Source organism: Paenibacillus sp. FSL H8-0260 (assembly GCF_045040625.1).
GTDB classification, from domain to species: Bacteria; Bacillota; Bacilli; order Paenibacillales; family Paenibacillaceae; genus Paenibacillus_AQ; species Paenibacillus_AQ odorifer.
The window spans coordinates 978113-991705 of sequence record NZ_CP150298.1 but is presented as its reverse complement, the minus strand read 5'-3'; the positions used below and the strand labels follow the sequence as shown (position 1 = coordinate 991705).

Genomic DNA, 13593 nt, shown 5'->3' with positions numbered 1-13593 from the left:
CGGGGGTCCGCTAGACAAGCCCTTTGTACTCCGTAGGAGATATCCCGACATGCTTCTTAAATTGTTTGTAAAAATAGCCGGTCTCCCAATAGCCTACTTTGAGAGCGATTTCATGAACTTTAAGTGAGGTATTCCGCAGCAGCTCCTTCGCCTTCTCAATCCGGTATTTATTGATATATTCGGTGAATGACTCATTCACCTCTTTATGGAACAGCTGTCCCAAATACACCGGGTGAATATGGTATTGGGCACCGAGGGTCTTCAGTGACACATCTTCATTGTAGGACTCATGGATATAATTCAGCACCTGCTGCACGACTGGACTCTTTACGTCCCGAACTAAGGCGTCTACCGTAATGGTAGCGGCTTCCTGAATAATCTGAGTCAGTTCATTTATGGAAACTGTAGAGCGAATGAGGCCAAAACCGTCTGCGAAAAGCTCCGGTTCTTCCACATGACGAATCTCCTGCAGCTGCATCTTGAAGCGGATCAACCATTCCATGGCAATGCCTTGCAGCAGCACAGGTGTAATCCCCTCCATCCGCCGCAGCTGCTCAAAATGATCCTGGATCCGCACCAGCAGCGCTTCCTTATCCTTCGCCATAATCAGCTTGAGATCATCTTCCCAATTCAGCGGCATACCTTGGACGGCAACCTCATGCCTGTCCTGAACTTCCTCATAATGCAGCAAATTCCGCTCTGGAAACAGCATGAAATATTCCTGAGTCATCTTTGCATGGGCATAACTCTGAGCCGCCGCCTCCTCCATCTCCTCCACCGTTCCTACGGACAGACGCATTGGCGGACCGCCAGTTAGGGATAACAGCAGCTGCGCATGAAGCCTTTCCACCGCTTCTTTACCCTGCTGATACTCACTAAGCAGATGCAGCAGCACGGTATCTCCATCCATATCCCGGAATGCAATCAAAGACGGGTTACCGCCTACAACCTCTTCCACCGCCTGAAATAACTCGGCAGCGTCCTGTTCAGGGCGAAGCAGGGCTACCTGCACCAGCGGCTTATCTAGTCTAAGTCCCAGAAAATCAGTCCGTTCACTGAATTCCTTAGGCCCAATCTGGCACCGCAGCCAGCGGTACATCACATTATCGCGCAGAATGGAAATACTATGCGCATTGAATTGACTCTCTTGACGGGAGACACCCAGCTTCTCGGCGGCAGTCACTAATGTTGCCCGGAACTCTTGCAAATTAATAGGCTTGAGCAGATAATTTTCAATGCCGAGCGCCATTCCTTCCTTAAGATAACCGAACTCATCATAGCCGCTGAGGATAACAACTTTGATCTCCGGCTGAATCTCCCGCACAGCCCGGATCAGATCCAGCCCGTTCATCAGCGGCATGGAAATATCCGTAATCAGAATATCCGCTGGAACAAACCGCAACGACTCCAGCGCTTCCTGTCCGTTCTCGGCGTGGCCGACAATCTCCATCCCCAGTGCTGCCCAATCCACAATGTCATATAATCCTTCGATAATAAAAGGCTCGTCGTCCACAATGAAAATTTTATACATGGTTTGGATCATCCTCTCCCAGATCGGGAAAATACACAGTCACGGTTGTGCCGGTACCCGCTTCGCTTTGTAATTCAATGCCATACTCACTGCCATAAAGCAGCTTCAAACGTTCATGAATACTGCGCAGGCCGAATGATTCCGATTGTTCATCTGGCTGCAAAAGACCTTCTTTGAGCTGGACCAATCTGTCCGGCGCAATCCCCCGCCCATTGTCTGTAACTACCGCACGCAAATATTGGCCATCCTTGGCCACAGCCACACTGATGTGATTATCATTCTTGTCCACGCGCATCCCATGTAGAATGTAGTTTTCAATGATAGGCTGCAGCGACATTTTGAGTACAACTCTTCCGGTAAGCTCTTTCCCGCATTCCATTGTATAAGAGAATTTATCCTTATAACGGATGCGGAACAGCTCCAGATATAAACGGCAGGCCTCTAGTTCATCCTTCATCGTATGCTTGGGTTTCTGGTGAACATAGCTTTTGAACAACACCGACAAGCTGTAGATCATCTCCCCGACATCTGAAGCTCCTTGAGAGATTGCCCTCATTCGGATCACCTCCAAGGTATTGTAGAGAAAATGTGGATTTACCCTGGCTTCAAGCGCGGCGATTTCGGTATGCTTTTGCTTGATTTCAGCCTTGAACACACGGTCTATATGAAGATTCAGCTCATCCAGCATGTCGTTGAAACTCTTGGAGATCTGCCCCAGCTCGTCTTCTCTGACATCGGTAATCCGGGCATCCAGGTCACCGTTTTTCACTTTGCGGGTGAACTTGATAATTTTATGAGTCCGTCTGGCAAAATTATTGATAAATAAAGTGGGCGTAATAATCGCAAACAACAGGCAGATCAAGCAGATAATGAAGATCATGTTCCGCAATCCCCTATAAGTGGCGGCTAATTCCTGCTTAGGTACAGCACTCAACACAGTAAATCCGCCTTGGGTGTGAGTCTGCTTAGTAATGATCATCCCGCCGACTTCTTCACCATCTGTATAGGCAGAATTCATCTGCTCGGGATAAGGATAGCGCTTTCCATAATAGGTGCCCGAGGTATCAAATAACACATCCCCATCCGCTGCCAGCACCAGAATCTTTCCCTTGAAGTCATCCTTATAATTGCCCATACTCCCCCAGACCTCGCTGGCATCAAAATAGACTAGAAGCTGACCAATGTTGCGAAGTGATATCTTGTTATTGACCGGGGTACGAACCGTAAACATCGGCCCCTCCGGAGATGAGATCGCCTGACTGACCCAAGTGTTTGGAGCGGTGACACTGCCTTCCTCCTCCAGATACAGCGCATCCGGTACGAAAGAGTGGGCTGCATTAGTGGAAATAATCTGAAATTTGCCTTGGTCATTATAGACATACAGCTGCTGTTCAGCTGCACTGTAGAGCATTAAACTGCGGATATCAGGATCATCTTCAACTTGATTGCGAAAAAACTGCACGGTATCCGTCGTAGCATTACTTTCGTTGAAATAGCGGTCCAGCCGGTACCTCACGTAATCTTCATACGGATGCTCCAGCAAATACGACGTATTAGCAGTCAGCTCCGTGTCCCGGTACACGTCCCGCATCATAGACTGTACAGAGTCATATTTCTGCTCAATATAGCTGTTGATGCTCTCCACGGTACGTTTCTGAATCTCCATCTGCCGCTGCACTACAGCCTGAGACATGAGCAAGAACATCAGGTAGGAGAAGGTGATAATGGTGACCACGGCAATGACTGAGAAGAGCAGGATGATTTTCATAAACAGATTATTCTTCAGATACTTTCTGTACAATTTCCCCGGAAACATCAGCAACCTCCTACAGCAGGGGGAAGACTAAGCTTCGCTGCTTGTCATTATGAATAAAGTATAGCATGAGGTGCTTCCTGCCTGTGGCTGGTAAAAGCTTGCAATCCTCCGCCAAGCAAAGACAGTCTGCCCATGGAGCAAAGGGCTCCTTGGGCAGACCGTGGTGAGGCTATATAATCTACCGGATGTAATTCAAGATGAACTGCGCAGCCTCGGCACGGGTCGCCAAGCCACCGGGAACAAACTTCCCGTCCGTGCGGCCATTCACCAGACCCAGTGATGAAGCAGCATTCACGCTGTCTGCCGCCCAGGCTGCTACCTCACCGGAATCGGTGAATGTTGCCGGGGCTGATGACTGAAGCGCTCCATGCTCCAGTACATAGGCACGCATTAGCATAGTGACAATCTCCTGGCGGCTGATGTTCGCACTCGGATCGAAGTGCTCAGCAGTGCGTCCGCCTACAATACCTGCCCGGACCAGACGCGCCAGGTCCTGCTCATACCAGACACCAGAAGGCACATCACTAAATTTCAATTCCGCCTGATCTTGCAGTCCCAGCACGCCAGCCAGCAGCTTCACAAATTCCGCTCTTGTAATCCTGCGGGCGGGTTCAAATCCATTTTCGGAAGTGCCTTGTACCAGATGTTTAGCCGCCAGCTGGCGGATAGTGTCCGCAGCCCAGTGAGTAGACGGTACATCAGCGAAGGATTTATTGTACTCCAGCACAGCCAGCCTGCCTGTTCCGCTAAACTCCCCTTGCAGGAAGCCATTCGCGTACACTCCGCCGAGATAGGTAAGCGAACCCCCTTCAGCAATAGCATATAAACCAAGCAAATTAGTATTATAATCCGTATTTGTTGCACTCCATTGTAAGGTTACTGGTTTGCTGAAGCTTGGAAGACGGCTAGATGTGCCATTCCCCGCGATGATGCTCAGATCAAACGTCATACCCGTACCCCGCAAGACCACCCCACGCTCTGCTTTCAGTGTGCTCATGTTCAAAGTCTCCGGGCTGAGCTTCACCTGAATCTTGCTGCCTGAAGCTTGGGCTTCATTAAGTAGAGCCTTCAATTGCACCAGCAATTCCGGCGCAATACCAAGTGTGGTTCCCGAAGCGGACAATTCAAGTTGACGGATCCCTAGCAACTCACCTGCATTTACAGGCAGCTCGATAGCTGTAACGCCTGCCGGCACCTTTACCGTCACTTTGCCGTTCTCAGTAGGTGCACTGAGTGTACTTGCTGAAACCGTCAATGTTGCACTAGTCGGAATTGGAAGCGGCGTTGCTGTCGCTGCCGGAGTCGTTCCACCAGTTCCCGTACCTGTCCCTGGAGCCGATGTCGGCTGCGGTGTAGATACAGGAGTATTGTGGACCTTGAAATTAATAATTCCGCTCTTTTGAACAGCCGTGTAAGGGTGGCCATTCAGTATTTTGGTGTTGGTGACTACGGCCGTGTACTCGCCGCTGTCTGTTTCTTTTGCAGAAGGAATCGTATAATTACGCTCCACAGCACCTTCAATGGCCTGCCCGTCTTTCAACCATTGGTAGCTTAACTCGCCATAAACTGCAGAAGCTACTACGGCAAAAGACACCTTATCACCTACAACTGCCGGATTCTTATCTACACTATTAGAGGTGATAATTGGCGCATCGGGTGCCGGATGTACTGTCACCGTAAGTTCATTACCGGTTCTTGTTGAAGGCTCCGTTCCCTCTTTTCCAGTCAGAACCACACGGAACTGCGTACCGCTGTCTGTTTCAGAAGCAGTAAATGCGTATACCGCCGAAGTCACGCTCTCCGCCACAGTCCATTCCTCTGCGGTTGCTGCCTTCGTCTCCCAGCGAACCGATTCCACATCCCCGCGTATCTGTATGAACAGCTTCACTTCTTCACCAGTAATGACATCAAGTGCAGAAGGAAGATCGGTTATGAAATCAGGTGCTTCCCATGGTGCTTCAGCCGGAGTTAAGTTAATTGTGTACTCTGCTTCACTGCTGTCACCAGATTCATTGGTGACGATGACCTTGTACTTATTGCCATCCATCCCGGTAGTCAAAGCAGGGATAGTATAGGAGGCGGACACTCCCAACGCATCTCCATAACCGCTGCCTGTGTCCGCATACCAGGCATAAGTCAGCTGCCCAGCGCCAGTGGCAACTGCCGTTAGTGTCGCGGACGTATTTTCACGGAAGGAGCCTTCCCCTACGATCTGCACCTTTGGAACTTGCAAGGCCCACTTCGCTTGCAAGTTCAGCTCACCGGTTATTAGATCTTCGGCAAAATTCCATCTTCGCGCATCTTCTCCTTCTCCAATGTACCAGCCTTCCAGGTCATAACCCTCTCTGGCAATGCCTGTAGGCTCCATCAGCAAAGTGCCATACACAGCCTCGGCCACAGTATTTGCTGGTTCACCCCCATTAGCATCAAAGAGAACGGGATAGCTTCCTTTCAGATAGACAGGTTTGGAGCGGTTGCCTGCATAATCCTCCATCACCACATGCACAACTTTTGCCGACGAGGTGAAGCTTAAGCTCGCCTTAGTTGTCCGTCCACGGATAATCATCGGCTTATTGCCAGAGCTATACGTTGTGGCAAAAGATTTTGCATTCCCATCCTCATACACATACATATACCGCCAGTCTCTGGTATTCGGCATCGGCAGATTCAGCTTACCGTCCGTCCAGGACCATTCTTCCGCGTAAGGTTCCGCAACCGTGTCGATGAACTGGCCGCTGACCGAGACTGGATCGGTGTTGCCTGCGGTAACGGTGACAATGTAATCATCGCCGTTTACCGGCATCCCCGTGAACAGCGCAGTGCTTGCACCTGCCGGGACAACCACTTGCTGTGACACCGGTTCGGATGTCGTAATCCAATTCAAAGACTGCACTCGAACGGTAATGTCACCGGAGGCTTGGGCGGAGTTCGTCCAGTTCACTGTCAACTCCCCGTCCGGACTTGAATCCACCTTCACTCCGGAAACCGCCGCATCCAGATCAAAAGCCAGCGTTGCCGCTTCACCCTCCACTCCATCCGCACCCACTGCAACCACTTTAAGGGTTCCGGATTTCACCGGGAGATGCTTCAGGTAGAACACCTCATCGTATTTGCCGCCCATAAATACATCATTCACGTACACATTATATTGCTTGATCTTAGTGTAATCGGGATCTAGCTTCCACTTCACAACCATCTCACCTGTATCTGTAAAAGCTTCCGCAACTGCTAATTCCGCAGGAGCTGCGGGCTTTACGGCAGACCCGTCATAAACGCGCAGTTGTCCGACGTTCATCTGGTAGGTGGACGCTGTTCCTTGCCCGGGATCGAAGACCAGTCCAAGGGCTGCAATATTATGACCTGCGTATGCACTGAGGTCCAGCTCCTTTGTCAACCAACCGTCCGAGTGCTGACCACTGTTTGGAACAGCGACCTCTACGACGGTATTCGGATCATCAGCCAGGATGAGTCCTACTGCCATCGCCGAAGCATCTGTGGCAGATGGCTTGTTGAAGCTGATCGAAAGCTTGGAGTTGCCATTGACCTCCAGCTCTGTTTTGTACAGACGCAAGAAGTTCTTCGCATTCAGATTGCCGTTCACCACCAGTGAACTGCCACCGTTATACGCACCGATCTGCTCATAGTTGTAACGGTTTGTACTCGCAAGGTTGTACTCCGGTCCATAATCAAAATCTACAGTAAGCTTATTGCCAGCAGTATCCTGCCACCACTGCCAAGTCACTGGGATATCCTGCAGGCTCATATTAGACCACTCATCCGGGTTCGATACTTCACCGTTCACGGAATAGGACAAGCCCTGTCCAGTGTTAAAATTGGTGTAAAAGTTCTTGTCCTTAATCACCGAACGCTCCGCAATGACGGACGAGATTCCCGGCCAGTAACGGTTGTCGGCATAAACATCGGCAACGGTATTGGTTGCCGATTTGACCGTATTCTTAGGGTCCACGTTCGGGCCTGACCACCATAGCTGCTCACGCAGTTTTGTCATCCATTGGTAGTCATTTTCGGATCTGTGCGAGACCGGGTAAGACAGGTTCATGTCCTCATCCAGACCGGCATGAACAAAGTCCGCACCGAGTGTAGCCAAGCTGAGCCGCGGCAAGCCATTGCTATCCAGCTTGTTCATCAACGCTGTTCCGTTAACGGACTTGAACCGGTCACGGCCTGCTTCCAGCCCTGCAAAACCAACTTCAAACAAGTTGTAGCTTGTTCCCAGACTGGCATTCAGATTGCTTAAGTAACTAGCCGCGTTGGTAATCTGTGTATTGCCAGCCCCGTAGTCGAAGAAAAACGAATTGGAGACGGGTTCCTTGGTGCTTTTATCCACTAAAAAGGAGATATTGGTATCATTAATCGTCCGGGCGAACGTATTAGCACCGGTATTGGTGTTCAGCGAGTCGTACCACTGTACATACAGGCCGCCCTCTTGCAGCACCTTCATAAACGCGATGTAATCGGGGATATCCTGGGTCGCTACATTCGGATTCATCTCTTCCTGATTTACAAAATAACCGTCAAACCCGAAATACCCGGCCATCTCGATCAGTTTATCCGCCACCGGAAAATTACCATTCTCATCTTTAACTATCATTTGTTTGTACGTCTGCTGTCCACGGTCATTATTGGAAAAAAAGATCCCCGCCAATGACAACACGCCGTTCTTATGCGCTGCATCGGTGTAGGTAGGGTTCGGGATGTTCAGCATGCCGAATTCGAACCATTTTTGCTGCCAGTCCTTCTGGGCCAATTCATCATAATATTCCGGCGGGGTATACGCAGTCGCTGTACCATGCCAGTAGGAGTAGTAATCGATATATTGCCAAAAGTTAAAATGATACTGCGCAAACTTGTTCGTATACGGCGCGTTCTCAATAAAAGCATTCCCGTAGTCGCCAGCAACGTTGATCATCTGTGTATCTGCGCTAAGCGCTGGGTTAGCTTGGGTTGCAGCAAATGGGGCATTCCGCTTCTGCAGCGGCACCCGCGATCTCAACAGCTCTGCATCCGGATCGGTTGCCGGACTCCAGTTCGCAATATGGCTGCTCGTATATCCATGTACATTAGGCTGATTGGCACCCGGCGCACTGTCTCCTGTAAAAGGCCACGTATCGCCGGCGTAAGCCGTTAGGGGAAGTCCTGAAACTAGCAAAGCTGCCGCCAGAACAGCTGATGTCAGCTTACGACGCGCCTTTTTACCGGTGTGAAGGTTCATTTTCCACTCTCCTCGTCCTGTAGTTGTTTCGGTTACTCTCATCCATGAAGCGTAATGTGTGCTGTGTATGTCGCCGAACAGCAAGTAGATTACTTCTGTTGTCCCGTCCCTCTGCTGCTCCTCCCCTCTTCTACTTCTACTTCTACTTCTACTTCTACTTCTACTTCTACTTCTACTTCTACTTCTACTTCTACTTCTACTTCTACTTCTACTTCTACTTCTACTTCTACTTCTACTTCTACTTCTACTCTCTTCTGCCTACAGATTCTGTATTCAACCCCGTTCGTGCAGGCACATTCTGTATTCAACCCCGGTCGTGCAAGCGCATTCAATTTTGTTGGCAACCCTCCTGCCTTACTTTGATTAGTCCACCCTAATCTAACCCAGATCTTTCCTTACAAATAGCCGCAAAATTAAAGATATGCTGGATAAATTAAAGATTATCGTGCTATCAGGGCTCGATATCCTGGCAATGAGTGGGTCGTTAAACATATGTTGGTTGAAAATATAAAGAGGATGAAGGAGTGTAATCTCTTTTGCTTCTCTTTTCCGCCACACCACCGTATCGCCTCCTCCCTCACACTACCCAGCTACGAAAAAAAGATTGCCTCTCCGTCATCAACGATGACCTTGAGGCAATCTTTTTTCAAACCATCCGATTTAGTTACTTTCCTTGCTTCTCCAGCAAGTTCAGAATGATTGTTACTGCTTCGGCCCGGGACGCTACCTGGTTAGGTGCGAAACGATTTTGTCCTATCCCATTCACAATGCCCGCTTCTGCTGCTGCTGCAATATATGGCACTGCCCATGCGGGTACATCCTTAGCATCATTGAAGGTTAAGGTCGCTTTTGGATCTACTGTAATACCCAGAGCCCTAACAACCATAACTGCTAATTCAGTGCGAGTAAGCTCCTGCGTAGGACGGAAGGTACCATCATCATAGCCGCTGATAATTTGCAAAGCTACTGCCTGAGCTACAAAAGACTTAGCCCATGCCGGAATCTTCGCTGAATCTTTAAAGCTTGAAGTACTACCACTGTCTGGCAATTGCAGGGCACGAGCCAGCATAGTGATAAATTCAACCCGATTTACTTTCTGATTAGGACGGAAAGTATTATCCGGATAACCGCTAACGAAGCCCCCTGCTGCTGCTTTCTCAATAGCCGCTGCTGCCCAATGGCTGCCAGTATCCGTCAATGATGGTTTGACTACTGGTGTTGCGGTTGGTGTAGGCACCGTTGTTGGTGCTGGTGTAGCTGTTGGTGCTACTGTTGGCGTTGGCGTTGCTGTCGGTTTTGTTGTTGCCACTGGTCCTGTTGATGATCCTGTTGTTGGTGCTGTCGTTGGCGCCGTTGTCGGTTCCGTTGTCGGCGCTGTTGTTGGTTCCGTTGTCGGCGTTGTTGTCGGTTCTGGTGTTGGGTTTACTTCAGGATCTGCTTCCTTAATAATACCGAACTCTTCCAGAACGTATGGTTTAGCATCATTAATATTCTGATCGATCTCATAAGATACAGCTGTTAATTTACCAGCATCTACAGTAATACCTACAAAGGTCTGAACTTGACCGCGTTTGGGACGCGTAGCATCACTTGGGTCCGGTCCGTATTTAGCTGCTGTATTCTCATTTGCTACTTCGAAGAGATTATAATACGCATCTCCCAATTCTGGTTTCATGTTCTTGTAGTAAACCTTCGCTCCCGCTGTAGCCGGGATCAGATAGATCGTTCCATCTGGATTTACTGTGTACTCTACAGTTTGACCATTGAAGCTTTCCTTGATCTTCACTGTGTCTGCCGCAGTTCCATCAGCTTTAATTGGCTTGGTCCGGGCATAAATATGGTCGTGGCCTTGAAGAACCAAGTCAATGCCCAGTTCAGCCATCATTGGAGCAACCTTCGCTCTTTCTCCATTTGTACCCATAATGTCTTTGTCAGTAGCATGGTTAGAGGTTGTGTATGGACCTTTATGCATAGCTACGATAATCCATTTCGCACCAGCAGCTTTCGCTGCTTTTACGTCAGCCTTCATCCAATCCAACTGTGCTTGACTGAAGTTAGCAAATTCATCGGAATTCTCATTTGTATTCAGGACTACAAAGTGAGCATTGCTGTAGTCATAGGAATAATAAGCTCCTGTTTCTGTTGCGGAGCCCGGTGCTTCCTTAATATTGTAGTGCTCATAGAAGGCATTTGCCTTATCCTCATGATTCCCTGCTACTGGCACGATTGTCGTGTTAAGTAGGGTGTCTTGCGAATGACCAAGCAGCCAATTCCATTGGGATTCATTAGTTCCGGTATCCACGATATCTCCGTTAATCGCCACAAACTCAGCATTCGGGAACGTCGTAAGTGCTTTTGCCATCGTTTCACCGGAAAGAATCGCTTCATCTTCGGTCTTAGCCTGTGTATCAGCCAAATCGATAAAAGTAAATGCTCCTGTCTTAGCGGCAGTTTCAAAAGTTCCCACTGCACTCCACAGGCCTAGTGCTTTATCCCCTACACGGAAGTAGTATTTTGTATCAGCTTTCAGGCCCGAAGCTTCCGCTTTATGAACTAATTCATCCTTTGAATTTCTGGAAACCGCCGAACGTCCTGTAAACTCAGCAGCCTTAGCAAAGTCTGGAGTAACGCCCGTATTTTCTACAACCTGCAGATCATTTCCAGTAGACTTCAACGCTGTGTACCAAGTGAAGCCTTTTGCACTCACTGGGTCACCATTAAAGGTAACTGTAACTTTTTTAATCGAATCCGTTGAAGCGATAGCAGCTTCTGAATTTGTTCTTTCACTTACAGCTTTGATAACAAATTGATAGGTTTGGTTTGGATTAGTATTTTCTACAGTGTAAGTATAAGAGGCTTTACCTTCTTCATTAGGAACACTGACCGTCCAATTTGCCGATACCAGATCATTTTGCTCATAAATACGATATCCAGACACTGGTGCACCGGAAGCTGGCGCATCCCAAGTCAACGTTATTTTACCACCATCTGCTGCAGTAGCCTTTGCATTTTGCACAGGTTTAACTGCTACTTCCGATTTATGAATGCTGTAGTTATCATACAAATCTGTAGAACCACCAGTTGTTGTGGTGTAGGCTTCGTAAGAAAGCTCATCATTCGTTACCGTCATCCCCGTGAACATTTCCTTACCAGGCTGTCCGTATTTAGCTGCAAAAGGGAATGTTCCTGAAGCTACGTTGTATTTCTTATTGCCCGCTGCATTTGTAATCAGATATAAAGTACCTTTAGGATCAGTTACTACTCCGTTTGAGTCCGGAACAATATCCGTCAATGGCTTGTTGTTGTACATTTGATAGCTTCTAGCAAAGGTGTGGTCATGCCCGCCAATTACCATGTCAATGCCAAGCTCATCAAACACCTTCGTTAATTGCGCTCTGTAAAAGAGTACATCTGTATCATTGGTGTGATTGGCAACGGAATAAGGAGATTTATGCAGAAGCACAACCTTCCATTTCTGATTGCTTTTTGCCGCTTCGCTACGAAGCCACTCCACTTGTTTATTGTAAATTTCGTTATTCTCAAGATTTGAGCTTGCACCATAATATTCTGTATTAATTACCATAAAGTGTGCTGAACCGTAGTCAAAAGAATATACAGAACCATCAGGTTTCGCACCTGTATTCGATACGTTCGGCAAATTAAAATGAGAGCTATAATTGCTATAGTTTTTACTTTCATGGTTGCCTACCAAAGGAACCAACGGAATATTCGCTAAAATATCCTTAGGCTTATTGAAAAACCATCCCCATTGCTCCTCAATATCACCGTTATCCACCAAATCACCAGAATTCAGGATAAACTCACTTTCCGGGAATTTAGCTAATCCTTCTTGAAGGGTATGATTCCAGATATCAAAATCTTCTTCAGTTGTTCCTTGGGAATCCGTTGTATATAAGAATTTATAAGCCTGATTACTGGAGCCTTCTGTCTTAAAAGTTCCTACGTCGCTCCAGTTATCAGCTTGTCCATCCCCAGCACGGTAAGCATATTCCGTTCCCGGCTGCAGATGATCCGCTATTACCTTATGGCTGGTTAGCACAACTGGTTTTTTAGCTGATTTATCCGCTTTTGTCATATACACACTAGTTGTAACGGATGTCCCTTCATAAGATTGAGCGTCTGCCGCAGGAAACTGGCCATTCTCCAATTTAGAAGCTTCTACTACTTCCAGTTTGGTGCCAGTCACACTTTCAGGTGCATACCAGTTGAATCCCATACTAGTCTGCGGGTTGCCATTAAAAGTAATTGCGATAGAATCAGGCTTCCCAACTCCAGGTTCTACTGTCTCCACTACAGGATAAGCAATCAGGCTCATATCCCAATAAAGGTCAGAGCTAGTGTCGCCCGTCTGGTGAACTTCAGCTGAAAGCTCATTACTTCCATCCTTCAGATTGGCTTTTACGATTTCCGTTAGATCAACCTTTGTATACTCATTTGGATCACTGCCATTAGTTGTACTAAGTGTCTGATAGTCGATTTCACCAGCTGGCATAGCCTCGCGGTAGATTTCTGCACCATTCAGATACAGCACTACTCCGTCATCAAATGCAAAATTACCTAATACTTTATCCGATTTCGTAATTTCTTCCTTATTCACAGTTACATTTGTCCGGAAATAGGAAGTACGATATTTCTTCTTTTTATCCGTGCCGTAGCTTATGTTTGTATTCAGAGCACCAAATTGCTTGCTGCTGACTCCGGCCCCAGAATCTTTATAACCAAGCGGCGCTTGGCCTGATGCCCATGTAGAATCATCGTAAACAGACCGCCATACCGAACCTTGATCCGTTCCGTTATCTAGATATTTCCATGTAGAATTGCCCGCCAGTAGTGTAATTGGCTCTAGCGTTTGTAATTGCAGTAATCCAGCATCCTCATTGCTGTCTTCTGCAAAAGCTGGCATTCCTGTAAATGTAAGTCCCAGTACCATAACAAAGGCTAGTGTCATGGATACTGCTTGTTTTAATAACCTGTTCATAATCAGTCTCCCTT

General features: G+C 47.9%; 5 protein-coding genes. All 5 read right to left on the bottom strand.

Annotated features, from left to right (window positions below; all coding sequences use genetic code 11):
• Window positions 1-10: 10 nt before the first annotated feature.
• Complete coding sequence (locus MHI51_RS04245; RefSeq protein WP_076105357.1) at window positions 11-1531, bottom strand: response regulator transcription factor; 1521 nt, start codon at window positions 1529-1531, stop codon at window positions 11-13.
• Complete coding sequence (locus MHI51_RS04240) at window positions 1524-3347, bottom strand: sensor histidine kinase (RefSeq protein ID WP_076208103.1); 1824 nt, start codon at window positions 3345-3347, stop codon at window positions 1524-1526. Before MHI51_RS04240 ends, MHI51_RS04245 begins: the two co-directional genes overlap by 8 nt.
• Window positions 3348-3525: 178 nt before the next feature.
• Window positions 3526-8580 carry an endo-beta-N-acetylglucosaminidase gene (locus MHI51_RS04235; RefSeq protein ID WP_341001203.1) on the bottom strand — a complete coding sequence of 1685 codons (5055 nt, stop codon included), beginning with the start codon at window positions 8578-8580 and terminating at the stop codon, window positions 3526-3528.
• 89 nt (window positions 8581-8669) lie between these two features.
• A complete protein-coding gene (locus MHI51_RS04230; protein ID WP_405173622.1) occupies window positions 8670-8924 on the bottom strand; it encodes a hypothetical protein in 255 nt (84 codons plus the stop codon).
• Window positions 8925-9244: 320 nt separating this feature from the next.
• Entirely contained in the window at window positions 9245-13579 is a 4335-nt protein-coding gene (locus MHI51_RS04225; protein ID WP_405173621.1) for an S-layer homology domain-containing protein, read from the bottom strand.
• Between the last annotated feature and the right edge of the window lie 14 nt (window positions 13580-13593).